Origin of the sequence: Arthrobacter sp. ES3-54, assembly GCF_029504395.1 — a bacterium.
GTDB lineage: Bacteria > Actinomycetota > Actinomycetes > Actinomycetales > Micrococcaceae > Arthrobacter.
Genome location: NZ_JAQFIF010000006.1, coordinates 246,446 through 271,184 on the forward strand (window position 1 = coordinate 246,446; position 24,739 = coordinate 271,184).

Here is a 24,739-nt window from a genome sequence, read left to right on the forward strand (position 1 = left end):
GCAGACACCGTGCCGGAGATGGAGCTTGGTATGAGCGTTGAGCAGGGAATGACCCCGTTGACTGATGATGAGCTGATGGCGCAGGGCGGCACCGCCCTTCCGGACAAGGAGGTCGCCTCCGTCCTGGACCTGAACGCCGACCTGAACCTGGGGATCAGCGCCGCGGCGCCGATCGACCTCGGCATCGCCGCCAACGCCAACGTTGCCGCGCCGATTGATGCGGCTGCCTCGGCAAATGTGCTCTCCTTCGGTTCTGAGTCCCAGGCTCTCGCCGATCAGGGCACCATCATCAACCAGGGTGTCACGGGCGATGCCACCGCAGACTCCACCCAGGACAGCGTCATCGATCAGGGTACCGGCACGGATGCCGGGACCGCGGCAGGTCCTGCTGCAGCGCCTGCCGCCTCGGATCCGGCCACGGCCGGTCTCGGCGGCGCCGTACCTGCCGGTACTGTTCCTGCCGGTGCCGTTCCTGCCGGTGCCACCGGCGTCCTGCCCGATGGCACGGCCCCGGACCTGGGCGGCGCGCCGACGGATGTGGCCGGCGCCGCGGGCGCCGCGGGTGCCCTCAGCGGCAACCTGCTCAACGTCGACGTGAACCTGGACGCGAACGCCGGCATCGCAGCACCTATCAATGGCGCGGTGGCCGCGAACGCCAACGTGGCCGCGCCGATCGACGCGGCCGTCGGTGCCAACATCGGCTCGATCGACAGCAACGCGTTCGCCGTCGCCCAGCAGGATGCCATCATCAACCAGGACATCCATGGCGACGCCACGGCGTCGGCTGACCAGCAGTCCGACCTGAAGCAGTAGCACCTAGATGAGCACTGTGCACGGAGGGCCGTCCGGGCAGGACGGCCCTCCGGTCGCGCCCGCCCCCGACGGCGTCGGCTCTGCTACCGATACTGCAGCCGGTCCTGCCGCAGTCACTGCCGGCGGATCCGACGCCGGAACGGGCGGCGCCGGTACCGCCGGCGCAGGTACTGAGGGCGCAGGGTCGTCCGTGGCCGTCGGCCTGCAGCCGGTGCCGGTGCGGGCCGCCGGCGTGCAGCTGATCGGCGAGGCGAAGGGGTCCGGCTACAAGGAAGCCCCGTCGCTGGTGCGCCGCTCCGACGGCCAGACCATCCAGCTCACCCGCCTGCTGTACCTGGTGCTCGAGGCGATCGACGGCCGGCGGGGCCCGGAGGAGATCGCCGGGCACGCCAGCAACAGTTTCGGACGGCTCGTCAGTGCCGAGAACGTCCGCACGCTGATCACCTCCCAGCTCCTCCCGCTTGGCCTGCTCCGGCTGGCGGACGGTTCCGAGCCCGCGGTGAAGAAATCGAACCCGCTGCTGGGCATGCGCTTCCGGTATTCGGTAACCGATCCGGACCGCACCCGGAAGATCACGGCGCCGTTCGCCACGCTGTTCAACCCCCTGATCGTGGTGGCCGTGACCGCTGCCTTCCTGGTCACATGCTGGTGGGTGCTGATGGTCAAGGGGCTGGCATCGGCCACCCACGAAGCCTTCGCCAACCCCGGCCTGGTGCTCCTGATCCTGGTGGTCACTGTGCTCTCGGCCGGTTTCCATGAGTTCGGCCACGCCGCCGCCGCCCGCCGCGGCGGCGCCACCCCCGGCGCCATGGGCACGGGCCTGTACCTGATGTGGCCGGCCTTCTACACCGACGTCACCGATTCCTACCGGCTGGGGCGGGGCGGCCGGCTGCGCACCGACCTCGGCGGACTCTACTTCAACGCAATCGTGGCCGTGGCAATCATGGGCATCTGGTGGGCCACCGGCTTCGATGCGCTGCTGCTGGTGGTGGTCACCCAGATCCTGCAGATGGTCCGCCAACTGATGCCGCTGGTCCGATTCGACGGCTATCACATCCTGGCCGACGCTACCGGCGTCCCGGACTTGTTCCAGCGCATCAAGCCCACCCTGCTGGCCCTGGTGCCGTGGCGAAAAACAGATCCCGAAGCCAGGCTCCTGAAACCCTGGGCGCGGGCAGTGGTCACCATCTGGGTGTTGGTCACGGTTCCCCTGCTGCTCTTCAGCATGGCCACCATGGTGCTGACCCTGCCGCGCGTCCTCGGCACCGCCTGGGACAACGGCCTCAAGCAGCAGGCCATGCTCTCCCACAGCCTCTCCGCCGGGGACTTCGCCGACGCTGCCGTGCGGGTGATCGCGATCGCCTGCCTGGCACTGCCGGTGCTGGGCATCCTGTACATCGTGCTGCGCCTGGTCCGCCAGCTGGCCACCGGGCTGTGGCTGAAAACCCGCGGCAAGGCCCTCCAGCGCGCCACCGCCATCGTTGCCATCGCGGCTGTGGCCGCGGGCCTCGCCTGGGCCTGGTGGCCCGGCGCCGACACCTACCGCCCCGTCCAGCCCTACGAGCGCGGCACCCTGGCCGACGCCACCACGGCAGTCTTCCCGGCCGCGGTCACCAGCCAGATGGCAGAGGGCCAGTCGGGCAAGACCGTTGCCCTGTGGCCGGAGGGTGCCCGGAAGCCCACACGCGACGAGCCGCAGCTGAGCATGGTCCTGGTGCCCCGGCAGGCCGCCACGGCCGGCTCGGCAGGCACGGCCGGCGCCGCGGCGCCGTCGTGGGTGTTCCCCTTCGACCGGCCGACCCCTCCGGAGGATGACGGCCACCAGTCCCTCGCAGTCAATACCACTGACGGTTCCGTGGTCTATGACGTCGCCTTCGCCCTGGTCTGGGCGGACGACGGCGAGACCGTGGACACCAAGAATGAGGCGTACGCCTTTGCCAGCTGCGCGGACTGCGCCGCAGTGGCGGTGGGCTTCCAGGTGGTCCTGATTGTGGGTCAGACCGATGTGATCGTCCCGGAAAACCTCTCGGCTGCGGCCAACTACAACTGCCTTCGGTGCCTGACCTACGCCCTGGCGAGCCAACTGGTGCTCACCCTCGATGGGCCCCTGAGCAGCGACGGCATGGCCAGGCTCAACGCGTTGTGGCAGGAGATCGCTGCCTACGGCAAGGACCTGCGCAACCAGCCGCTCTCCGAGATCCAAGGCCGGCTCAGCGCGTACAAGGAACAGATCATGGCGGTCATCAAGGCCGATCCCAGTGCCACCCCGGCCGGGTCTGCCGGTACGGCCACGACGCCGGGCGCAACATCCGGCGCCACAACGGGAGCCACAACGGGCGCCTCTCCCGGCAGCACGCGGGCCCCGTCACCGGGCGCCAGCGGCACCGGGACCACGGCCCCGGCCGGCGCTGCTGCACACACTGGGGGCACCGCGACGTCCGCTCCCGGGTCCGGCCCGGGTTCTGGGGCCACTGTGCCCGCGGAGCAGCAACCGACGCAGCCCGCGGCACCGGCGCCGGCCGGTTCCACCCCGCCTGCAGCGGGGACGGCCACGCCCGTGCCGGCAGGAACCGCCCCGCCGGCTCCGTAGGCACGCACCCGTGGAACCCGTTCGGCCGGAAGGATCTCTCCTTCCGGCCGAACGTGTCAGATCGCCTGGGTCCCAAGGGCTAGGTCAGCGGGCCTTCCATTCATCCGCGAGGAGGGTGTACACCATTTCTGTGGCCCATTCGCCCCTTTAGTGCCACTTTGACCTGCCACTTTTCATCTGCCGTGATTCCAGGCGCATGCCGAGCCGTTGAACCCGATAACCAACACCCCGATAACTAACACCCCGACACCCACACGACGGCACCCAACGTGGCAACCAACACGGAGAGGCAACGCGATGAGACTGACGCTGACAGAGTTCCTCACATTGGACGGCGTGGCGCAGGGTCCTGGATCGCCCGAGGAGGACACCAGCGACGGCTTCACACAAGGGGGCTGGTTCGTCCCCTACCTGGACGAGGATTTCATCCATCGGGCGGCGCACTGGCTCGGTGAGGCGGATGCGTTACTGTTCGGTCGCCGGACCTACGTCAACTTTGCGAGGGACTGGCCGAAAATCACGGACCCTGATGATCCGTTCTCCGAAAAGATGAATGGGTTGCCGAAGTATGTGGCCTCGCACAGCCTGGCGCAGGCCGGTTGGGCGCCGACGACCATCCTGTCCGGGGACGTCCCCGCACAGGTCGCTGAGTTGAAGAGACAGCCCGGCAGGGAGTTGCAGATCCACGGGAGTGCTCGGCTGGCCCAGTCGCTGCTGGGCGCAGGGTTGATCGACGAACTGAGGCTGGTGATCGCCCCGGTGCTGGTAGGCAACGGCAGGCGACTGTTTCCACCCGGAGGCGCCCCGGCGGGCTTGCGTCTGGTCCGCAATGAGACGACGCCGGGCGGACTGGCCATTCTTATCTTTGAGTCGGCAGGGCCTCCGACGTACGGGACCTATGAGCCTGGTTCGTCCCGTGCTTGAGGCCGGTGGTTGAGCCAGCCCCTACGCGGTGCTCTCCTTCTTCGTCGCCGCGCTCGTCTCCACGGCATCCCTGCCGAGCCAGAGGCCCAGACCGATCATGGCGACGCCGAGAATCAGATGCAGCCAGTTGTCGGCAGAGTTGAACGGAACGAAGTTGGCGTTGGCGCTCATATCGACCACCAGGCCGTAGATCCACAGAAGCAGGTATACAGCGCCGCCGCCGAGCAGGAACATTCGGGCCAACCGATCTGTCCGGGCCATGGCAATGCCTGCCACGCCGAACAGCAAGTGGACGATGTTGTGCAGCACGGACACCTGGAAGACTCCAAGCAGCATGGCCCCTGATTCGTGTCCCGCAAAAGTCATGGCGCCGTAATTGGTGGTGATCCCCGGAATGAATCCGAGGACTCCGACCAGCAGGAAAACCGCACCGATACCCACGGCGGTGTTATGAAGGGTCAACCCCATCATGTGGTGGTGCTGGGCAGGGTGTGAAGCGGTAGTCATGGCCTTCCCTTTCACGCAAAATGCTGGCTTTTCAGGTCGAAAACCGGCCTCGCGGCAGGGGGTCGCAGGAATCCTGCCGACGCCCACATTTTACTCCCGAAAACAGCGCCCGTGCAGGGAAACCAGGACCTCAGAGCACTCGGGTGGAGCCGCCCGAGTTCAACCGCTGGGGCCCAATTAGCGGGCTTTCCATTCATCCGCGAGGACGGCATACACCACTTCGGTGGCCCATTCGCCCTTGTAGTGCCACTTGTCCACCTGGCGTGATTCCAGGCGCATGCCGAGCCGTTCACAGAGCGCCGCCGAGTCCGTGTTCAGGGCATCGAGCTTGGCGTCGATGCGGTGGAAGCCCAGCTCGTCAAAACCGAGCTTGAGCAGCGCCCGGGCGGCCTCGCTCGCGATACCCCGCCCCCGCGCCTCCGGGGCCAGGCTCCAGCCGATCTCGGCCTGTCCGCACCCCTCCAGCCATTTCAGCACCACCTCACCGAGCAGCCCGGGCGAGTCCGCGGACTCGATGGCCAGGGCCACCCAGTCGCCCTCCTTCTCGAACTCGAAGTTGGCGTACCGTCCCACCGTTTCCATCGACTGGGTGTAACTCTTGGCCTCGCGGGGCAGGAACCGGGCGGTTTCCGGGAGCGAGTGGTAGGCGTGGAAGGCATCGAGATCGGAGGCTTCGAAGCGCCGCAGCACGAGCCGTTCGGTGCGGATGGGCAGCGGAGGGAGGGGCTTGGGTTCGGTCATGCCTCCAACGCTACCCATCGGCTGCTCCATAAGCGCCGTTTTGAGCCGCCACAAGGGCGGTTACGGAGCAACCGATGCCTGGGCGACGACGGCGGCCGTTGCCTCAGCGATCGCCCGCTCCTCGTCGGTGGGGACCACCAGGACCGGCAGGGCCGACGTCGGCGTGGAGATGACCCGCGGTTCCTTGGACCGCTCCCGGTTCAGCCCGGCGTCGAGTTCGACGCCGAGGGCACCGAGCCGCTGCGCCACCAGGTCCCGGAACTGGTGCGAGTTCTCGCCGATCCCGGCCGTGAACACGAGGGCCTTCGCGCCGCCAACGGCCACGTGGTACCCGCCGATGTACTTCGCCAGCCGGTAAGACGCGACCGCCAGGGCCATGGCCGCCTTGGCGTCCCCGGCCTCCGCGGCCTCCACCACCGAACGCATGTCGTTGTTTCCGGCCAGGCCCTTGAGCCCGGACTGCCGGTTCAGCATCGAATCCAGGTCCTCGGGAGACCAGCCGGTCCGGGCCAGGAAGACCAGGATGGACGGATCGAGGTCACCGGAGCGGGTTCCCATGACGAGTCCTTCGAGGGGCGTGAATCCCATGGAGGTGTCGATCGACTGGCCACCGCGGATCGCCGTGACCGAGGCGCCGTTCCCCAGGTGGGCAATGACGGCGTCGAACTCCTCGACCGGAACATCCAAGAGCGCCGCCGCCCGGTGCGCAACGTATTCGTGCGAGGTGCCGTGGAACCCGTAGCGGCGGATGCCGTGGTTCGTGTAGAGCTCGTCCGGCACGGCATAACGCCATGCGTGCTCGGGCAGGGTGCGGTGGAAGGCGGTGTCGAACACGGCCACCTGCGGCAGCTCGGGCCACTTCTTGGAGATCGCGCGGATGCCAAGGACGTTGGCGGGGTTGTGGAGCGGCGCGAGCGGGTTCAGCCGTTCAATGGCCCGGGTGATCTCGTTGTTGACCAGCACCGGCTCGGCGAAGCGCTCCCCGCCGTGCACCACGCGGTGGCCCACGGCGTCGAGCACACGGTCCCCCAAGGCTGCGTGGATGGCCGCGTCCACCTGCTCGAGGGCCTCGGCGTGGTCGCGGGGGCCTTCGATCTGGCCGTCGCCCTCACCGCCGGCGCCCATGCCGATCTTCTCGATCAGGCCTTCGGTGAGCACGCTGCCGGCCTCGACGTCGCGCACCTGGTACTTGAGCGAGGACGAGCCGGAGTTGATGACGAGCACGAGCATGGGGCCTCCTAAGCCTTGGCTTCGACGCTACCCGAGGGTGCGTCGGGACTGGCATCACGCCGGAGCCTGGTGGAGCGCTCCGTGGGAACCACTATAAATTGCCGGACCGGCAAGGGCGCCAATCCGTTGCGAAAGCCGGGCCGGGCGCCTAGAGTCGGCGGACCAACTAGACAACTCACGAAGGGATTTCCATGACTAACGACGCGACCGAGCCCGAGACCGCCCAGCCAGAGAGCACCAAGCCGGCCAGCGGTTCCGGAAAGCCGGATCCCACCGGCGTCGTAGGTGCGAACCCCGCGCTGGACGACACGGGAAACCCGAAGGCAGCCGAGGTCGGAGAAGCCGCCGAGGCCCCTGAGAATCTGCAGGATCTGGATCTCACGCCGGCCGGGCTGGCCGATGAGCCTGCCAAGCAGGAAGACCCCGAAAGTCCGGCGAAGCCGGAAAACAGCTGACGGAAAACAGCTCACCGGAAAACAGCTGACTATGCACGGGCAGCCGCGGGTGCCGGCTCGGCAGCGGGCTCCACAGACTGCGCCTGGACGGCGGTGATGGCCACCGTGTTCACGATGTCCTCCACGGTGCACCCGCGGGAGAGGTCGTTGACCGGCTTCCGGAGCCCCTGCAGGACCGGCCCGACGGCGACCGCACCCGAGGACTGCTGGACCGCCTTATACGTGTTGTTGCCGGTATTGAGGTCCGGGAAGATGAACACGGTGGCCTGCCCGGCGACGGACGAGCCGGGCATCTTGGACTGCGCGATCGCGGCGTCCACGGCGGCGTCGTACTGGATGGGGCCTTCGACGGCGAGATCCGGGCGGCGGGCCTTCACGGCTTCGGTGGCCTGCCGGACTTTGTCCACTGCCTCCCCGGTCCCGGACCCGCCGGTGGAATAGGAGAGCATCGCGACCCGCGGCTCCACGCCGAACTGGACCGCGGTCTCGGCCGAGGCCAGCGCGATGTCCGCCAGTTGCTCCGCGTTCGGGTCAGGATTGACCGCGCAGTCGCCGTAGACCAGCACCCGGTCCGGCATCAGCATCAGGAACACCGAGGAGACGATCTTCACGCCGTCGCGCGTCTTCACGAACTCCAGCGCGGGACGGATGGTGTGGGCGGTGGTGTGCGCGGCGCCGGATACCATGCCGTCCACCGCTCCCAGCTGCACCATCATGGTGCCGAAGTAGCTGCCGTCCAGCATGACTTCCAAAGCGCGGGCGAGGTCCACGCCCTTGTGCGCGCGCAGCTCCGCATACTTCTCCGCGAACTGCTGGCGCAGCTCCGACGTCGCGGGATCCACGATTTTGATGCCGGCGAGCTCGATGCCCCGGGTGGACGCCAGCTCCCGGACCGCGGACTCGTTGCCCAGGATGGTGAGGTCGCAGACGTCCCGCCGGTGCAGAATCTCGGCGGCACGCAGGACCCGCACGTCGTTCCCCTCCGGGAGGACGATGTGCCGGCGCTGCAGCCGGGCCCGCTCAATGAGGTCGTGCAGGAACCGCAGCGGCGTCATCCGTTCCGGCCGCGGCAGGTGCAGCCGCTCCAGCAGCTCCGCTTCGTCCACCCGTTTGGCCCACAGGCCCAGGGCGGAGGCCACTTTGCGGCGGTGCCCGGACCAGATCTCGCTGCGCACCTCGGAGACCCGCTTGGCGGTGGTGTACGTGTCGTCCGGGGCCGCGAACACGGGGAATGGCGCCTGCGCCAGCAGCGAGTAGATGTTGGGGTCCGGGGCCAGGCCGCCGGTGAGGATGAGCGCCGACGGCACCGGGAACTCCGGCGAGAACGACGACGCGAGGCACCCCACCATCACGTCTGCACGATCCCCCGGAACGATCACCAGGGCGCCGTCGTCGAGCACGTGCAGGAAGTTGGCAACATTCATCGCCGCCACCTTGATGGAATGGACGTCGCGTTCCATGTCCGGCCGGCCGGCCACCTGGCCGATCCCTAGGGCCGACGCCACCTCGCCGGTGGTGGGCCGGGCGATGTCTTCCAGCTCAGGGAAGACATACACCGGGCGGCCGGACGCACCGGGCTTCACGGCTGCGGCGATCCCGTCCACGTCCTCCGGGTCGGCGCGGTTCACCATGATGGCCAAGAGGCTGCAGCGTTCCGCCGCCAGTTCCTTGCGGGCAACCTCGACGGCGTCGGCGGCCTCCGCGACGGTCCGCCCCTTCGCGCCCACCACGGCCACCACGGAGGCGGCCAGGTTGTTTGCGAGGCGTGCGTTGAGGTCGAATTCGACGGCGGCATCCTGGCCGGTGAGGTCCGTCCCCTCCACAATCACCACGTCGCAGTGGCGGGACATTTCGGCGAATATCTCCACGCAGCGGGCGTCGATCTCGGCCCGGTTTCCCTCGGCCAGCAGCCCGCGGACCTCGGCAAACGTCAGGCCGCCGCGGCAGCGCTGGTCGTCAAGATCGAACCGGGCCTTCATCAGTGCCACCATTGGGTCCGCCGCGGCGTCGTTGCCGTGGACCACAGGCTTGAAGAAGCCGATGCGGTCCGCGTGCCTGTGCAGCGTGTCCGCCAGCCCCAGCGCTATGAGGGACTTGCCGGAGCCCGGGGTGGTAGCGCTGACGTAGATTCCTTTGGCCATGTGTCCCAGCATACTTACACCTCTTGACAGCGGGCACCCAGATGGGATTACCTAATGAACATTCGGTAAATAAAGCTGGAGGCAACGACGCATGGCTGAACTGACGATTTCCGGTGGCACCCACGCCATCCTGAAAGACGACTATGCCTCCGAATGGATGGGCATCGAAGTTCTCGCACTGGACGACGGCCACGCCACGATCCGGATGACGCTCCGGCAGGAAATGCTTAACGGATTCGGCATGGCCCACGGCGGAATGATCTTCGCCTTCGGCGACACAGCCTTCGCACTGGCCTGCAACCCGGCCAGCCCGAGCCCGACCGAGGAGGGCAGCATCACCGTGGCCTCCGGCGTCGACATCAACTTCCTCAAGCCGGCGTTCCGCGGCCAGGTCCTGACCGCCGTCGCCAACCGCCGTGCCAGCACCGGGCGCAGCGGGCTCTACGACATCCAGATCTACGCCGCCGCTCCCGGCGCCGGCGCGCCTGAGACGCCGCAGTCGGCAGCCGCCGGCTCGGTTCCCGCCGCCACGGTCCCAGGCGAACTCCCCGCCGACCTCGCCACCGGAGCCGCTGCGGGGGAACTCATCGCCGAGTTCCGCGGCCGCAGCCGCACCATCTCCAAGAAATAGAAACAGGGAACCACTGATGACCCAAGAAACTGCCGCCGCCACCACTGACGCTGTCCTGGACCGCGAGGAAACCATTTCCCGCGACGAACTCGAGACGCTCCAGCTCAGCCGCCTGCAGCACACGGTGGCGTACGCCTATGACCGCGTCCCCCTGTACAAGCGCAAGTTCGACGAGGCCGGCGTCCACCCGACGGACCTGCGTGAACTCTCCGACCTCGCAAAGTTCCCCTTCACCACCAAGGAAGACCTCCGGCTCGAGTACCCCTTCGGCATGTTCGCCGTGCCGCAGAGCGAGGTCGCCCGGATCCACGCCAGCTCCGGCACCACGGGCCGCGCCACCGTGGTGGGCTACACCAAGAAGGACCTCGCCGACTGGGCCAAGCTCGTGGCCCGCTCGCTGCGCGCCTCCGGCGTCCGGCCGGGCATGAAGGTGCACAACGCCTACGGCTACGGCCTGTTCACCGGCGGCATGGGCGCCCACGCCGGCGCCGAGGCCCTCGGCTGCACCGTCATCCCGATCTCCGGCGGCCAGACCGAACGCCAGATCACGCTCATCCAGGACTTCAAGCCCGACGCCATCCTGGCCACCCCCACGTACCTGCTGACCATTGCCGACGCGATGATCAAGCAGGGCATCGACCCGGCCTCCACGTCACTGAGGTACGCGGTCCTGGGCGCCGAGCCGTGGACCGAGGAAATGCGCCACGAGCTCGAGACCACCATGAACCTCAAGGCCTGCGACATCTACGGCCTCTCCGAGGTCATGGGCCCGGGCGTCGCCGGCGAAGCCGTGGAAACGCAGGACGGCAGCCACATCTGGGAGGACCACTTCCGGCCCGAGATCATCGATGCCTTCGACCCCACCGTGGTGCTGGGCGACGGCGAACCGGGCGAGCTCGTCTTCACCTCGCTCACCAAGGAAGCGCTGCCGATCATCCGGTACCGCACCAAGGACCTCACCCGGCTGCTGCCGGGCACCGCGCGCCCGGCGCACCGCCGCATGGGCCGCATCACCGGCCGCAGCGATGACATGATCATCCTGCGCGGCGTGAACCTGTTCCCGTCACAGATCGAGGAGATCGCCCTGCGCATCCCCGAGCTCAGCCCGCACTTCCAGCTGGAGCTCACCCGGCCCGAGGGCCATCGGATGGACCAGATGACCGTTAAGATCGAGCGCCGCGACGCCGTCACGGCCGAGGGCGCCGCATCCGCCGCCAGGGTCCTGCAGCAGCAGATCAAGATCCATGTGGGCTCCTCCTGCACCGTCGACGTCGTCGAGCCCGGCTCGCTGGAGCGGTCCAACGGCAAGCTGCGGCGGATCTACGACATGCGCCCCAAGGGCTGAGTGAGCACCCGATCGTGAGAAACTAGCCACTATGCCCAGCACAGCAACCACCACCAAGCGCGGCCGTCCCGGCTATGACCAGCAGTCGGTGCTGGTGATCGCCGTCGACGTCTTCAACCGCCACGGCTACGACGCCACCTCGATGGGCATCCTTGCCGAGAACCTGGGCATCTCCAAGTCCGCGATCTATCACCACGTACCGTCCAAGGGCGACCTGCTCAAGCTCGCCTTGGACCATGCGCTGGGCGGTCTCGAGGCGATCCTGGACCAGCCCGGGGCCACCTCCGGCTCGGCCGATGCCCGGCTGGAGTTCGTGGTCCGCCAGACCATCTCGGTGCTGGTGGAGCGGCTGCCCTTCGTGACGCTGCTGCTGCGCCTGCGCGGGAACACGGAAATCGAGCGGGACGCGCTGGAACGGCGCCGCACCTTCGACCACAAGGTGGCCGCCCTGATTTCCGAGGCCCGGGATGAGGGCTCGCTCCGCCAGGACATTGACCCCCGCACCGTGACCCGCCTGCTCTTCGGCACCATCAACTCGATTGTCGAGTGGTACAAGCCCGGCGGTTCGCTTTCCCCGGAAAAGCTGGCCGACGACGTCATCACCATGGCGTTCCACGGCCTCCACGTCCCCGGCTAGGCCGGGACCGCTCCTCCCGCCGAATCCCTCATTGACGGCAATCTGTCATTGACGGAGCCGGGCGCTGGGTCCACGCTGTGAGGATGGCCACCAGATTATCGAAGGTGCTCATGGGCGCTTTCCCCCAGTTGCGTTACGAACCCACCGCCAAAAGGGTCCGTGCGAGCCTCGGCGGCAACGTCGTGGTGGACACGGTGCAGGCCTGGCTGGTTTGGGAACCCCGGCGGGTCACCCCCATTTTTGCCGTCCCGGAGCAGGAACTGCTTGCGGAGCTGGCCCCACCGGCGCTGCCGGTGCCTGCCGTCGAGGAACACACCTTCGCCCTTCGGAAGGGCGAGGCTCCGACCTCGCTCGACCCCGGAACAAAGTTTGGCAGGCACACCTGTGCCGGCGAGGAACTCGACGTCATGACGGCGGCGGCGACGGCTCCCCGGGCAGCCTTCCGGCCCGAGGACCCGGACCTGGCCGGCTACGTGGTGCTGGATTTCACCGCCTTCGACTGGCTCGAGGACGATGAGGAGATCATCGGCCATCCACGTGATCCGTTCCACCGCGTTGATATCCGCGCGTCGTCCGCGGAGGTGGATGTGGCGCTCGACGGCGTGACGCTCGCCAAGACGAACGGGGCGCAGTTGCTCTACGAGACGCTGCTCCCGGTGCGGTACTACATCCCGCCGTCGGATGTGCGGCTGGATCTGATGGAGGAGAGCCCCAGGCGGACCGTCTGCCCGTACAAGGGCCAGGCGAGCTACTGGAGCTACCCGGAGTCCGGGCAGGGCAGGAATATCGCGTGGAGCTACGACCGCCGGTACCGCGACGCCGCCCAGATCCACGGCCTCATCAGCTTCTACAATGAAAGAGTGGACCTGCGGGTCAATGGCGTACTCCAAGTCCGCCCCGTGTCGCCGTGGTCCCGCCCGGATGGTACGGGGGCACCTCGGGGATGAGCGCAGATCTGGGCAATAGCAGGTCTGGAAAGTAGAAGGGGCGCCCCGCTGAGCCGGAGCGCCGCGCTTCTCACCACCCTGATCTTGTCCCCCCGACTTTCCAGGGCTGGACCGGACCTCAGAGCTGGTAATCAGCTGCCGTGGTGATGTTCTCGTGCACGCAGAGAATATTGTGCTCGGAGTCCATGAACCAGGCGCACTTCTCTGAATCAGTTGTACAAATGTGGTTTTCGGTCCTGAGATCCGGGCGGTCGTAGTCCTGGAACATGACGCCCTTGGCTTCCATTTCCTGGACTGTGCGTTCGATCTCGCTGACTTCGAAACTCAGGGTGGTGTGCTCTGAATGCTTTCCATCCTTGACTGGCATCAACTGCAGCATCGGGCCGTCGCCGCTGCCAAATAATTCACTTCCGTCATCTGCCACTCCCCGGTGCGGGAGACCGAGCGTCTCGGCGTAGAAACGCCGGGCGCGTTCTGCATCATCGACTGGCAGGACTGTTGTGGCTTTGTTGAGTACTAGGGTCATTTCGCCACCTCCTACGAGCAAGATTTTACGCCGGAGCGGGGTGGAAAGAGCCTGCAATTTGCCCCCTGAACCGGCTACGCTCCTGGGGATGCCCCGTTCTTCAGCTGGCGGCGTTGGAGCGTGGAGCCGGGCGATAGTAGTCAGTCAGGAATCCGGCGAGGAGACCGCCCAGAACCAGCGCCAGCGCCGGCCAAAGTCTTACGGGGCCAACGACGTCGCGGATATCGACTCTCAGGAACGGCAGAAGAAGCATCGAGACGGCTATATAAACGATTGCCAGCACCAGTCCGATCTTGATGAGGGTTGCCCCCTGTGATCGCATCTTCTTCTTGGGAAACTGCTTCGCGTACTCCTGCGCGGCGCCGAAGTCGTCTTCAGCCGGAGCCCCGGTGGCGCTCTCGTGAGCGCGGACTTCGTCCAGGGTCTCGGCGATCTCATCTTCCGAGAACCCGCGGATGCGCAGGTTGAAAGTCAGGTCTCGTGCGTAGCTCATGATTGTTCCTGTCGGGTTGCTCGGATCTCGGCGCGGGCTTCGTTCATGCGCTGCCCTCATGGCTGAGCACGGCGAGCACTGCCTGCGGAAGCTCTGCACGGGTCAGCTCCTGGTTCGCGTCTCCCCGTTCATGAATAGATAGTGTCATGACTTAGCCTTCGCCCTGCTTCATGGATCCCCGGCCGGCATTCCAGCAAGCTCCGGCGTGTACTTCCTCCGCCCGGCTGTTTTCGTCCGTTAAAGCACGACACGGTCGTTGCAACTCCCAAAAATTCTGGGGGTTGCAACGACCGCTGGAGCCTTAGGGACGTGAGGGAGCGTCGGGAGGGGCTACTTTTCGACGAGGGTCAGGACGTCGTAGGTCGCCACGATTTCGTCGTTCTGGTTGGTCAGGACGGCGTCCCAGGCCACCTCGCCGTACTCGTCGGTCTCGCGCGGCGTGATCTTCTTGGCCGTCAGGGTCACCCGGATGGAGTCGCCCGCGGCCACCGGGGTGATGAAGCGCAGGTTCTCCAGGCCGTAGTTGGCCAGGACGGGACCCGGTGCGGGCTCCACGAACAGGCCGGCGGCCCAGCTGAGCAGGAGGTAGCCGTGCGCCACGATGCCCGGGAAGAACGGGTTGGCCGCGGCCGCGTCCTGGTTGGTGTGGGCGTAGAAGGTGTCGCCGGTAGAGTTCGCGAACTTGGTGATTTCCTCCAGCGAGACCTCACGCAGCTCCGAGCGGATGGCGTCACCAATGTGCAGCGTGGCCAGGGATTTCCGGAACGGGTGCTGGCCCTCCGTCTCGAGCGTGAAATTGCGGTCCGCGCCGGTGTGCCAGACGCCGGTGACGGCCGTAAGCATGTTGGGCGAACCCTGGATGGCGGTGCGCTGCATGTGGTGCATCACCGAGCGGATGCCGCCGAGCTCTTCGCCGCCGCCGGCGCGGCCGGGGCCACCGTGGACCAGGTGCGGGACCGGGGAGCCGTGCCCGGTGGAGCTGCGGGCGTCCTCGCGGTTGAGCATGAGCACGCGGCCGTGATGGGCCGCGATACCGGTGACCAGCTGCTGCGCCACGGCGGGATCGTTCGTGCAGACCGAGGCGACCAGCGAGCCGCCGCCGCGGGCGGCGAGGCGGACGGCGTCGGCCAGGTCCGTGTAACCGATCACCGAGGACACCGGGCCGAAGGCCTCGAGCGAGTGGACCTCCTCCGTCTCCGGGTTGGCCCAGCTCAGCAGGACCGGGGACATAAAGGCACCGCCGTCGACGACGCCGACGCTGCCGTCCGCGCTGGTGACCTTCGGCGCATCGAGCGTGCCGTAGGCAAGCTCCCCGCCGGCGTCGAGCATGGACTGGACGGCGGCGCGCACATCCGCGAGCTGCTCGAGGGAGGCCAGGGCGCCCATGGTGACGCCCTCGGCGCGGGGGTCACCGAGCACGACGCGTTCGCGGATGCGGTCCCCCACGGCGGCGGTGACGTCGGCGACGAGTTCCTGCGGCACGATCGCGCGGCGGATCGAGGTGCATTTCTGGCCGGCCTTGGCGGTCATCTCGGTGACGAGGGACTTGATGAAGGCGTCGAATTCCGGCGTGCCCTTGACGGCATCCGGGCCCAGGATCGCGGCGTTGAGCGAGTCGGTCTCCGAGGTGAAGCGGACCCCGCCCTTGACCACATTGGGGTGGGACTTGAGCGTGTTGGCGGTCGAGGCCGAACCCGTGAAGGCCACCAGGTCGCGGTAGTCCAGGTGGTCCAACAGGGTGCGGACGGAGCCGGAAATCAGCTGCAGCGAGCCCGTGGGCAGGATGCCGGATTCGTCGATCGCCTTGACCACGGCGGCGGCCACGTAGCCAGTGGGGGTGGCCGGCTTGACGATGGTGGGCACGCCGGCGAGGAAAGCCGGGGCGAGCTTCTCCAGCATGCCCCACACGGGGAAGTTGAAGGCATTGATCTGCACGGCGACGCCGGGGATGCGGGTGTAGATGTGTTCACCGGCGAACGAGCCGTCCCGGGACAGCACCTCCATGGGGCCATCCACCACCACCTGGGCGTTGGGCAATTCGCGCCGGCCCTTGGACCCGAAGGTGAACAGGACGCCGATCCCGCCGTCAATGTCGATCATCGAGTCGATCTTGGTGGCACCGGTCTGCGCCGAGAGCGCGTAGAACTCCTCGCGGCGGCCGTTGAGGTACTGCGCCAGCTCCTTGAGCTTGAGCGCGCGCTGGTGGAAGGTCAGCGTGCCCAGTTCCGCCTGGCCGGTGGTGCGGCCGTAGTCCACGACGGCGGCGAGGTCGAGCCCCTCGGTGCTCACCTTGGCCAGGAGCTCGCCGGTGCTGGCGTCCAGGACCGGCGCTGCGCCGGCGGCAGAGGCGGCGTCGGGAGTCCACCAGGAACCCCGGACGAAGCTGGGAACGATCTCGACAGTGTCTACTGTGGGTGCGGCTGTGGTGGTCATCGTTGACGGGTCCTTCCAACGGGGGAGCAAGATCAACACGGCCGGAACATTACTGACCGTCCGTTCGGTAATATGATCTAGAGTACATGAATGAGGCCTGCCGCACACTAGCCGCGGCGCCACCGACCGTCCGGGCCCACGGCCGGCCGGCAACAAAGGAGACGCTATGACGCCAGAGACCGGCAGCACCGAGTTGTGGAAGATCACCCTCGGGGAACTCGACGAGAAGATGGGCGTGAAGATCGTCGAGGAGTCCGTGGACCGCGTGGTGGCGACCATGCCGGTGGAGGGCAACCGGCAGTCGTTCGGGCTCCTGCACGGCGGCGCCTCGCTTGCCGTGGGCGAGGCCGTGGGGTCCTGGGCCGCCGTCATCCACGCCAGCACCCTGGGCAAGACGGCGGTGGGCGTCGACGTCTCGGCCACGCACCACAAATCGGCCCGCGAGGGGCTGATCACCATTACGGCAACCCCGATCCATCTGGGCGGCACCCTGACCACCCACGAGGTGCTGATCACCAACGAGTCGGGCCAGCGGCTCTGCACCCTGCGGATCACCAACCTGCTGCTGGCCCGCAAGGCCTGACTACTGAGTTCGCGGTTCGCGGTTCGCGGTTCCGCCCCGAACCCCTCGGGCTCGCCGGAGACGTGCGGGCTCGCCGTAACGTTACGGCGAGCCCGCAGCTTTCCGGCGAGCCCGCAGCTTTCCGGCAACCCCGAGCCCGGACGCGGACCTGGATCTGGACGGGGACCTGGTCCGGGACGTCGCATACACCCGGTCTCCCCCGGTGATGTAGGGCCGATCGACCCGGAAGGCCCGCTGCCCCGGCTGTTAGCTTGGAAGAGCTGAGTCGCCCGGCGCCGCCGGGTCGCACCGGAAAGGGATTCACCATGCTCTCGGACACCTCGCTTCCTGTCATCAAGGCAACGCTTCCCGTAGTCGGCGCGCACATCGAGGAAATCGCCAAGCGCTTCTACAAACACATGTTCGAGGCACGGCCAGACCTCCTGGATGGCCTCTTCAACCGGGGAAACCAGTCGGACGGCCGCCAGCAGCAGGCACTCGCCGGATCCATCGCGGCGTTCGCCACCATGCTCGTGGAGAAACCGGACCAGGTGCCGGACCATCTGCTCTCCCGGGTGGCCCACAAACACGTCTCACTGGGACTGAGCCCGGACCAGTACCAGATTGTCCACGACCACCTCATGTGGGCGATCGTGGATGTACTCGGGGATGCCGTCACTCCCGAGGTCGCCGCCGCCTGGGACGAGGTCTACTGGCTGATGGCGAACCTGCTCATCAACAAGGAGCGCGGGCTGTACAACGCCGTGCACCTATCCCCCGAGACCATCTGGCGGACGTGGCGGGTGGCGCGGCGGATCCAGGAGACAGCCGACGTCGTCTCGTTCGTCGTCGAACGGACCGACGAGCGCGACGTCAAGCCGTCCCTGCCGGGGCAGTACGTGACCATCAAGATGACCATGCCCGACGGCGTGCAGCAGCCGCGGCAATACAGCCTGACCAAGGCCGACGACGGGCAACACCGGCAGTTTGCCGTCAAGAGGGTCCATGGGCATCAGACGCCCGACGGCGAGATGTCCACACTGCTCCACAACGATGTCCAGGTGGGCGACGAGGTGGTGCTCTCAGCACCGTTCGGCGACGTGGTGCTGGAGTACACGGACCGGCCCCTGGTCATGGCCAGCGCCGGAATCGGCATCACCCCCATGGCCGGGATGCTCTCGCACCTCGTGCAGTCCGGTTCCCAGCGCCAGGTGATGCTCCTGCATGCCGATGACAGCGAGGCATCCTTCCCGCTCCGCGCGCAGGTCGGAGAGGATCTCGCGAAACTGGCGGACGGGACCTTGAAGTCGTGGTTCCTGACTCCCGCCGAGGCCGGCGGGACGTCCGGGTCCGCCTTCACCGGATTCATGGATGTCAGCGACGTGGAACTCCCCGACGACGCCGAGTACTACCTCTGCGGTCCCCTGCCCTTCCTGAAGTCGGTTCGGAGCGCCTTGATTGCCGGTGGCGTAGCGGCCAAGGACATTCAATACGAGGTTTTCGGCCCGGATCTCTGGCTGGCTGACTTCCAGTAGCCGCGGCTCGCTTTTCTGCCCCGACACCTCGGGGTCGCCGGAGACCTGCGGGGTCGCCGTAGCCGTACGGCGAGCCCGCAGCTTTCCGGCGAGCCCGGGCCTGCTGGAGGCGCCGGCTAACGCACCGTCCGGCGCCGGCCGAACGCCACGAAGGCTGCGCCGAGCAGCAAGGCTCCGGCGCCAAGACCGGCTACGGGCAGGAGCCCGCCAGCACCCGTGCTGGCCAGCAGACCCGCACCGCCTGGCGACATACCGTCCGGTGCCGTGCCGCCGACAATTACGGAGGTGTCCGACGGCGGGACGGGAGCTCCGGCGGGGTTGGCCGGCTGCGCGGGCACTCCCGGCGGCTGGGCGGCAGGCGGTTGGGCGGCCGGCGGTTCGGCGGCAGGCGGCTGGGCGGCAGGCGGTTCGGCCGGGGTTCCGCCGGAAACGGCAGGGGGGTCGATGATGAAGGTTACTTTGGCCGGGCGCGAGGCGACTGCATCAACGGCCTGCGTGACCGTCAGCGTATGCCCTCCGGCGGCCAGTCCCGCAGGGAATGGAACGCTCCACAGGGCGTCGCCGGCCGGGTTCTGCGGAGTCCTGGGCTGAAGGGCCGCCCCGGCTCCTGCACCGCCCGCTTCGGCCTGCACGGATCCAACGGTCACCCCGTCCACGGCAACTCGCACGTCGGCACCGTCTACTGCGGTGCCGGAGACGTCCGTGGGCAGGGCGTCCGTGCGGAGATGTTTGCCGTCCCGGATGCTCGACACCGCCGGCGCCGGCGGAGTGACGGTATAAGTGCTGGTCACGGAGGGGCTGTCCGCCTCTCCGGGAGTGGTGAGCACCGCCGTGACCGAGACCTTCCCGAAGACCGGCTGATCGGCCACGTTGATGCTCCAGCGGCCGTCCAGACCGACGGTCGCCGAACCGTCGACATCGCCCGACAGCACAACGGTCGCGCCGGGCATGCCCGTGCCGGCGATGCTGTTCAGTGCAGGCAGAGCGGTACCCGTCGGCGTCGTCATTCCGGGCGCCGGAAGTGGGGCTGGTGCGACGGTGGCCGTAAAGGACGCCGGTCCAGAATGGCTGAAGCCGTTCACGGTCTCCGCTGAGAAGGCCAGCGGCCCACTCGGTAGCGGGGCCCGGAACGTCCAGTTCCCGGCAGCATCCACGGGCACCTCGAGTTTTTGCGCCCCAATGGTGATGCGGACCTTGGATTTCGCAGCCACAACGGAGGCCGGACCGGCACCCACGTGCCCGGTAATCGGCTCCCCGGCTGTTACGGTTCCGTTTGCGGCCGCGGCGAGCGTTGGCTTGGTCAGGAACAGCTGGAGCTGGACGCCGCCGGGGACCCGTCCGGTGGCGTCCTCGAGCGTGGTGGCGATGGCCCGCGTCTGGACGCCGCCCTCGCTTTCGGCCCCGGTGTGCATGCCGACGGCGAAGTTTCCGCTGATCCACGGGCCGCCGGAATCTCCGGGGCGGGACTTGACCGTGCTGGAGTCGAAGCCGTTCAGGGCCCGGAGATCGTTGTCATAGTTTGGTGGCAGGGAGTTCGGTCCGGCGATGACCCAGGTGCCCACCGAGTCCACGGTCCCGCACGACCAGCCGAGGCTCCGGCCGGAGCGGCACACGGGCTGGCCCTGGAACGGGGCCACCGTGCCGACGATCCTCACGGACGTCGGCCCCGGATCGGCGGGGTTGTCCCACCGCGTGACAGCGGGCTGGAGGTTCAAGCCGCTCCTGATGCCCTGAAGCACGGCGATGTCCGTGCCGACGTTGGTGCCGTCCGTAGCCACCACGGAATTGCCCGGACCGCCGAACTGGCTGAACCCGAACGTCCCCAGGGTCCCGGCTGCCGCGCCCGTACCGGCACCCCCGGCCGCCGGTGCTCCTGCCGGAATCTCGATCAAGGCCTGCTTCGCGGCGCCATCGGCGGCACAGTGCCCGGCCGTCAGGACCAGGGGTTTGCCCGCGGGGCTGAAGGCCCCGAACCCGGCGGAGCACACGGCGTGGCCGTCAACGACGTACCCCTGGCCGCCAAAGAAGTCCTCCTCAGTGGCGATCCGCGATCCTTTTTCCAGCGCCACGTTGGCGTAGCGGGCCACAAACTCCGCCGCGGACATCTTCGGCTTCGCGCCCGGCGCTGTCGCCGGCTCCACATCCAGACCCGACGCGGGAACGGCGCCGGCGGAGGGAACGGCCTCAGCCGTGTTGGTGCCGCCGGCGCGGATGACGAAGTGGCCATTGGTGTAGGTGACAGCCTGCAGTCCGGCGGCCCCGACCTCGCGGACGTAGGCCTCGAACAGTTGCTGGGTACTGGAGGCCAGGAGCTCCGCGGACGACGGGGCAACGGCGGCGGTTTTAGGTGCCACAAGCACGAAGGTGGCCGGGCCGGTCTGGTTCAGTTCGGCCACGCGGGCCTGGAGCTCGGGGCCGCTGCCTTCAACCGCGATCTTGCCCCCGGCGAGGCTGATCCCCACATAGCCGGGGAGGGCCCGAAGGGAGGGCGCGGCGTCGGCGGCACGCCGGGCCAGTGCACCGGCGGCGTTAAATTCTGCAAGGGTCATGCCGAGGTCCCGCTGCACGGCCTCGGCGAGGCCGGCGTCGCTGATGGGCGTCGCGGAAGGGACCGGAGAAGAATCAGCCAGAGGCGGGTCCGACGGCGCCGCCGTCGCCGTCGTCAGGGCCGGGGCCGGCGTCGGAGTCAATACCGTCGTTGGGACCGGCGACGGCGATGGCGTCGAGTCCGCGGGTGCCAGGGCCCGTGTGTCCGTGCCGGTTTCAGCCAGCGCCGGCACCGCGGACAACGCACCAACGGGCAAGGTGCCGGCAAGCGCAATCGCGAGGGCCGCGGCGGCGCGCACCATCGGCTGGAACTTCGGAGTCTTCACTGGGTCACCCTACCTGCGGGCCACCCTATCTGCCGAGCTTTGCCAGGATGGCCGCGAGCTCGGCGGACGTCACCCCGTGGCGGCACAGGTAGTCCGTGGTGTTCAGGGACCGGACAAATTCCAGCAGGCTTTTGCCCCGGGATTCCAACAGGGGCGTCAGGACGTCCTCGGGCAGAAAGCGCTCGTGGGATGCGGGACGGCCGCGTGCCGGTGGTGCTCGTTGATGCCCCGCATCGAGCGCTGGTAGCCGTGCACAATGGCCTCGTCGCTGTGGCCGGCGAGGTCCTGGAGCATGGCCGCGATCATGCCGCTCCGGTCCCGCCCGGCGGAGCAATGGATGACCACTCCGCCCTCCGCCGCGGCCACCGCTCTGAAGACACGGGTCAGCAGGTGCGGGAACAATCTCGCGTTGTCGGCATAGCAGGCAGGGTCGTTCAGGTAGGGCACACAGAGCTGGCGGAATTCGCTGTTGCCCGGGTCTTCGGTGGGGGCCAGCACGACGGCGAAGCCGGCCAGGGCTGCCGCCTTCACCTGCGGGTCGGTCTCCCGGCGCCGGATTTCGGCTTCGTTGCGGAGGTCGATGACGGTCCGGATGCCACGGCGGTGTGCCTGCCGCCAGCCGGCCTCGGTAAGCCATTCCCGGCGTCCCATCCGGAACAAGTCCCCGGCCACATGCCACGCGTTGACGGCCCCGTCCCACTCCATCGCTCCGGGCACCGCCGTCGCCTTGGCGTGCTCTGATGGCCCGGCGGGAATTGTCATCCTGAAAGCTAAGCACACGCACCGGCGCCGATCCACGGTGGAATTCAGGAAAGATCTGCACAACGGGACTATCGGTATGGTGTGGGTCCCGGCTTCGGCATAGGGTGGCGGTGAACCCGGCGGCCTCCGGGCTCTTTTCAGTTCGCCTGCGGCCGGGACTGACACCTCTTCGTGGCACGTTTTCACGGCACAGGCGCTGAAACCAGCGTGCTACTGAGGGGAACACCATGGGATCTCTGAAACTTCGACGCCGGCGGACGGCTCTGGCGGCCGGTCTCGCCACCCTGGCGATGGCAGTCGGTTTGGCGGCGGTGCCGGCGCAGGCCGTGGACAGGACCAAGTACATCGCGCTGGGAGACTCCTACGCCGCCGGGCAGGGGGCGGGGCCGTACCTGGATGATTGTTACCGCAGCGAGAACACCTATTCCGAACTGGCGGCCGAATCGAAGGCCATCAAGCTGGTCACCAACGCGGCCTGCAGCGGCAAGACGACCCAGGACGTCGTGAACACCCAGCTAAGGAAACTGAACAAGAGCACGGAGCTCGTCACTATCACTGCCGGCGGCAACAACCTCCGGGTCGGGGCCATCTTTACGTCCTGCGCCGCCGCGATGGTCAACCCCGCCGCGGGCCCGCAGTGCGAGGCTGCCACCGCCTACGCGGCGGGCGAGATCGCCAGCAAGAAACTGGCCGGTGATGTGATCGCCATGATTCAGAGCGTGAAGTCTGCCGCGCCCAACGCCAGGGTTGTGGTGACGGGCTACCCCTACCTCTACGATCCGGTCGCCCCCGGCCAGAAGGATCCGATGTCGCTGTTCATCAATAAGGCCGCACAACTGGCTGACGGCCTGAACGGGTCCATCGCCGCAGCCGCCTGGGCTACCGGAGCAGAGTACGTCGACGTCAGGGCCGCCTTCGCCGGTCACGGCATTAACTCTGCAGCCCCGTGGGTAAATCTCGACCTTTCGGCCCCGACCAGTCCCGACAACTTCCACCCGAACGCCAAGGGCTACGAGGCGTACTTCGCATCGCTTAACCGGGCCAAGGCCTACTCGGCACCCTAACGCCGCTTGGCCAGCCTGGACTCAAGGGCGTTGCGGACCATCGGCCACTCGTGTTCCAGGATGGAAAACACGACAGTGTCTCGCAGCGCGCCGTCAGCGCTGCGCGTGTGGCTGCGGAGCACACCGTCCTGCTTTGCGCCCAGCCGCGCGATCGCCTCGCGGGACTGGTGGTTGAGCCAGTGCGTCCGGAACTCGACGGCGGGGCAGCCGAGCGTCTCGAAGGCGTGCCGCAGCAGCAGCAACTTGGAGTCCGGGTTGCTCCCGCTGCCATGTGCCGACGCCGCGTTCCAGGTGGAGCCGATCTCCACCCGGGGCGTGGTGGCGTCGATGTTCATGTAGGTGGTCATGCCGATCACCCGTCCCGGTCCGCCCGTAGCGGGGTCCAGCAGACGGGTGGTGAAGGGCAGCATGTCGCCGCTGTCCTGCAGGGCCAGGCGCCGCTCAATCTCCACTGCCATGTGTTCCGGTTCGGGCACGCTGGTGTACCAGAGCTGCCACAGCTCGCCGTCGCGGGCCGCCTCGACGAGGCCGTCGTGGTGGTCAAGGCTCAGCGGCTCAAGGACGACGTATTTGCCGGTCAGGGTGATGGGGGCGATCGCGGGACGGTCCAGTGAAGTCACCGCACCATCCTAGGGGCACGGACAGGCGCCGGTCACTTGGTCCAGTCGAAGAAGCCCTTGCCGGACTTGCGGCCCAGTTCCCCGCGGGCAACCTTGTCCCGCAGGATCTGCGGCGGCGCGAAACGATCCCCCAGCGTGGACTGCAGGTACTCCGCGATGCCGAGGCGCACATCAAGGCCCACGATGTCGGTGGTCCGCAGTGGGCCCGTGGGGTGCTTGTAGCCCAAGACCATGGCGTTGTCGATGTCTTCAGCGCTTGCCACGCCCTCTTCCACCATACGCATCGCTTCGAGGGCGATCGCGACGCCAAGCCGGGAGGAGGCGAAGCCCGGCGCGTCGTTGACCACGACGGCGGTCTTGCCGAGAGCCTCGACCCAGCCGCGGGCGGCCCGGGCCAGAGCGTCGGAAGTCTGCTCGCCGAGGACCACCTCGATGAGCGTCGACGCCGGCACCGGGTTGAAGAAGTGCAGGCCCAGGAAGTTCTGCGGCCGCTTCAGCTCACGGGCCAACCCGTTGACGGACAGCGACGACGTGTTTGACGCGAGGTAGGCGCCGTCGGCGAGCCGTTCCTCGATGCCGCGCAGCGCGGTGACCTTCAGATCCCAGTCTTCCGGAACGGCCTCGACCACCAGTTGCCGGCCGGCGAAGTCGTCGTAGTCCACCGTGACCGCGAGCCGGGAAGCCATCTCGTCCAGGTTGGCGTCCACGGCGCCGCGCTCAATGCTCTTGGCAGCGGCGGACTCGACCCGCTCCCGGGCGGCCTCGGCCGAAGCCTCGTCGCGCTCGACCACCACGACGTTGGCTCCCTTGATCAGGAAGGCGTGGGCGATGCCGGCGCCCATGCGGCCGCCGCCGAGAACTCCCACGAAGTTGGGGAGGTTATCGGCGGGGAGTGCGGAGTTGCCCATGT

The 24,739-nt window shown here is 67.8% G+C and carries 22 protein-coding genes; 11 read left to right on the forward strand and 11 right to left on the reverse strand.

Going from position 1 to position 24,739, the window contains the following annotated elements:
- The first annotated feature begins 30 nt into the window (after positions 1-30).
- The 3 genes from M2428_RS13410 to M2428_RS13420 all read left to right on the forward strand — a co-directional run bounded on the left by M2428_RS13410 (position 31) and on the right by M2428_RS13420 (position 4,327).
- Positions 31-813, forward strand: coding sequence for a peptidoglycan-binding protein (locus M2428_RS13410; RefSeq protein ID WP_277526434.1), 783 nt, complete (start codon positions 31-33; stop codon positions 811-813).
- Between the two features lie 7 nt (positions 814-820).
- Positions 821-3,403 (forward strand): hypothetical protein, encoded by a 2,583-nt coding sequence (locus tag M2428_RS13415; protein WP_277526435.1) that lies wholly within the window; start codon positions 821-823, stop codon positions 3,401-3,403.
- 297 nt (positions 3,404-3,700) lie between these two features.
- On the forward strand, positions 3,701-4,327 hold the full coding sequence (locus tag M2428_RS13420) for a dihydrofolate reductase family protein (protein WP_277526436.1): 627 nt from the start codon (positions 3,701-3,703) through the stop codon (positions 4,325-4,327).
- Between the two features lie 21 nt (positions 4,328-4,348).
- On the opposite strand, the gene M2428_RS13425 is transcribed toward M2428_RS13420, so the two are convergent.
- The 3 genes from M2428_RS13425 to M2428_RS13435 all read right to left on the reverse strand — a co-directional run bounded on the left by M2428_RS13425 (position 4,349) and on the right by M2428_RS13435 (position 6,805).
- Entirely contained in the window at positions 4,349-4,834 is a 486-nt protein-coding gene (locus M2428_RS13425) for a DUF4383 domain-containing protein (protein ID WP_277526437.1), read from the reverse strand.
- 177 nt (positions 4,835-5,011) lie between these two features.
- Positions 5,012-5,575 carry a GNAT family protein gene (locus M2428_RS13430; RefSeq protein WP_277526438.1) on the reverse strand — a complete coding sequence of 188 codons (564 nt, stop codon included), beginning with the start codon at positions 5,573-5,575 and terminating at the stop codon, positions 5,012-5,014.
- Between the two features lie 60 nt (positions 5,576-5,635).
- Positions 5,636-6,805, reverse strand: coding sequence for an acetate kinase (locus M2428_RS13435; protein ID WP_277526439.1), 1,170 nt, complete (start codon positions 6,803-6,805; stop codon positions 5,636-5,638).
- A gap of 191 nt (positions 6,806-6,996) precedes the next feature.
- Between M2428_RS13435 and M2428_RS13440 the strand changes: the two genes are divergently transcribed.
- Complete coding sequence (locus tag M2428_RS13440) at positions 6,997-7,260, forward strand: hypothetical protein (protein ID WP_277526440.1); 264 nt, start codon at positions 6,997-6,999, stop codon at positions 7,258-7,260.
- Positions 7,261-7,289: 29 nt separating this feature from the next.
- On the opposite strand, the gene pta is transcribed toward M2428_RS13440, so the two are convergent.
- Positions 7,290-9,401: a phosphate acetyltransferase gene (gene pta, locus M2428_RS13445; protein WP_277526441.1), complete on the reverse strand. Its 2,112-nt coding sequence runs from the start codon at positions 9,399-9,401 to the stop codon at positions 7,290-7,292.
- A 91-nt stretch (positions 9,402-9,492) separates the two neighbouring features.
- Between pta and M2428_RS13450 the strand changes: the two genes are divergently transcribed.
- The 4 genes from M2428_RS13450 (at position 9,493) to M2428_RS13465 (ending at position 12,961) form a co-directional block, all read left to right on the forward strand.
- Positions 9,493-10,032: a hotdog fold thioesterase gene (locus tag M2428_RS13450; RefSeq protein ID WP_277526442.1), complete on the forward strand. Its 540-nt coding sequence runs from the start codon at positions 9,493-9,495 to the stop codon at positions 10,030-10,032.
- 16 nt (positions 10,033-10,048) lie between these two features.
- Entirely contained in the window at positions 10,049-11,377 is a 1,329-nt protein-coding gene (gene paaK / locus M2428_RS13455; RefSeq protein WP_277526443.1) for a phenylacetate--CoA ligase PaaK, read from the forward strand.
- Between the two features lie 31 nt (positions 11,378-11,408).
- Positions 11,409-12,014: a TetR/AcrR family transcriptional regulator gene (locus tag M2428_RS13460; RefSeq protein ID WP_277526444.1), complete on the forward strand. Its 606-nt coding sequence runs from the start codon at positions 11,409-11,411 to the stop codon at positions 12,012-12,014.
- An 83-nt stretch (positions 12,015-12,097) separates the two neighbouring features.
- Complete coding sequence (locus M2428_RS13465; RefSeq protein WP_277526445.1) at positions 12,098-12,961, forward strand: DUF427 domain-containing protein; 864 nt, start codon at positions 12,098-12,100, stop codon at positions 12,959-12,961.
- Positions 12,962-13,079: 118 nt separating this feature from the next.
- On the opposite strand, the gene M2428_RS13470 is transcribed toward M2428_RS13465, so the two are convergent.
- The 3 genes from M2428_RS13470 to paaZ form a co-directional block, all read right to left on the reverse strand.
- On the reverse strand, positions 13,080-13,487 hold the full coding sequence (locus M2428_RS13470) for a VOC family protein (RefSeq protein ID WP_277526446.1): 408 nt from the start codon (positions 13,485-13,487) through the stop codon (positions 13,080-13,082).
- A 100-nt stretch (positions 13,488-13,587) separates the two neighbouring features.
- Positions 13,588-13,980 (reverse strand): hypothetical protein, encoded by a 393-nt coding sequence (locus M2428_RS13475; RefSeq protein ID WP_277526447.1) that lies wholly within the window; start codon positions 13,978-13,980, stop codon positions 13,588-13,590.
- A gap of 330 nt (positions 13,981-14,310) precedes the next feature.
- Positions 14,311-16,413, reverse strand: coding sequence for a phenylacetic acid degradation bifunctional protein PaaZ (paaZ, locus tag M2428_RS13480; RefSeq protein ID WP_277526448.1), 2,103 nt, complete (start codon positions 16,411-16,413; stop codon positions 14,311-14,313).
- A 166-nt stretch (positions 16,414-16,579) separates the two neighbouring features.
- Here paaZ and M2428_RS13485 point away from each other — a divergent pair, with 166 nt between their 5' ends.
- Both M2428_RS13485 and M2428_RS13490 read left to right on the forward strand, forming a co-directional pair.
- Positions 16,580-16,996 carry a PaaI family thioesterase gene (locus M2428_RS13485; RefSeq protein WP_277526449.1) on the forward strand — a complete coding sequence of 139 codons (417 nt, stop codon included), beginning with the start codon at positions 16,580-16,582 and terminating at the stop codon, positions 16,994-16,996.
- 305 nt (positions 16,997-17,301) lie between these two features.
- A complete protein-coding gene (locus M2428_RS13490) occupies positions 17,302-18,510 on the forward strand; it encodes a globin domain-containing protein (protein WP_277526450.1) in 1,209 nt (402 codons plus the stop codon).
- A gap of 116 nt (positions 18,511-18,626) precedes the next feature.
- On the opposite strand, the gene M2428_RS13495 is transcribed toward M2428_RS13490, so the two are convergent.
- Entirely contained in the window at positions 18,627-21,383 is a 2,757-nt protein-coding gene (locus M2428_RS13495) for a S1 family peptidase (RefSeq protein WP_277526451.1), read from the reverse strand.
- A 156-nt stretch (positions 21,384-21,539) separates the two neighbouring features.
- The gene (locus tag M2428_RS13500; protein WP_346780750.1) at positions 21,540-22,145 is read right to left on the reverse strand and encodes a tyrosine-protein phosphatase; all 606 of its coding nucleotides are present in this window, start codon (positions 22,143-22,145) and stop codon (positions 21,540-21,542) included.
- Positions 22,146-22,372: 227 nt separating this feature from the next.
- Here M2428_RS13500 and M2428_RS13505 point away from each other — a divergent pair, with 227 nt between their 5' ends.
- The gene (locus tag M2428_RS13505; protein ID WP_277526452.1) at positions 22,373-23,209 is read left to right on the forward strand and encodes an SGNH/GDSL hydrolase family protein; all 837 of its coding nucleotides are present in this window, start codon (positions 22,373-22,375) and stop codon (positions 23,207-23,209) included.
- Here the strand turns inward: M2428_RS13505 and M2428_RS13510 are convergent.
- On the reverse strand, positions 23,206-23,829 hold the full coding sequence (locus M2428_RS13510; RefSeq protein ID WP_277526453.1) for a GNAT family protein: 624 nt from the start codon (positions 23,827-23,829) through the stop codon (positions 23,206-23,208). The two genes, M2428_RS13505 and M2428_RS13510, sit on opposite strands and share 4 nt — an antisense overlap.
- A gap of 32 nt (positions 23,830-23,861) precedes the next feature.
- Positions 23,862-24,737, reverse strand: a complete 876-nt coding sequence (locus M2428_RS13515; protein ID WP_277526454.1) for a 3-hydroxyacyl-CoA dehydrogenase family protein — start codon at positions 24,735-24,737, stop codon at positions 23,862-23,864.
- Positions 24,738-24,739: the final 2 nt, after the last annotated feature.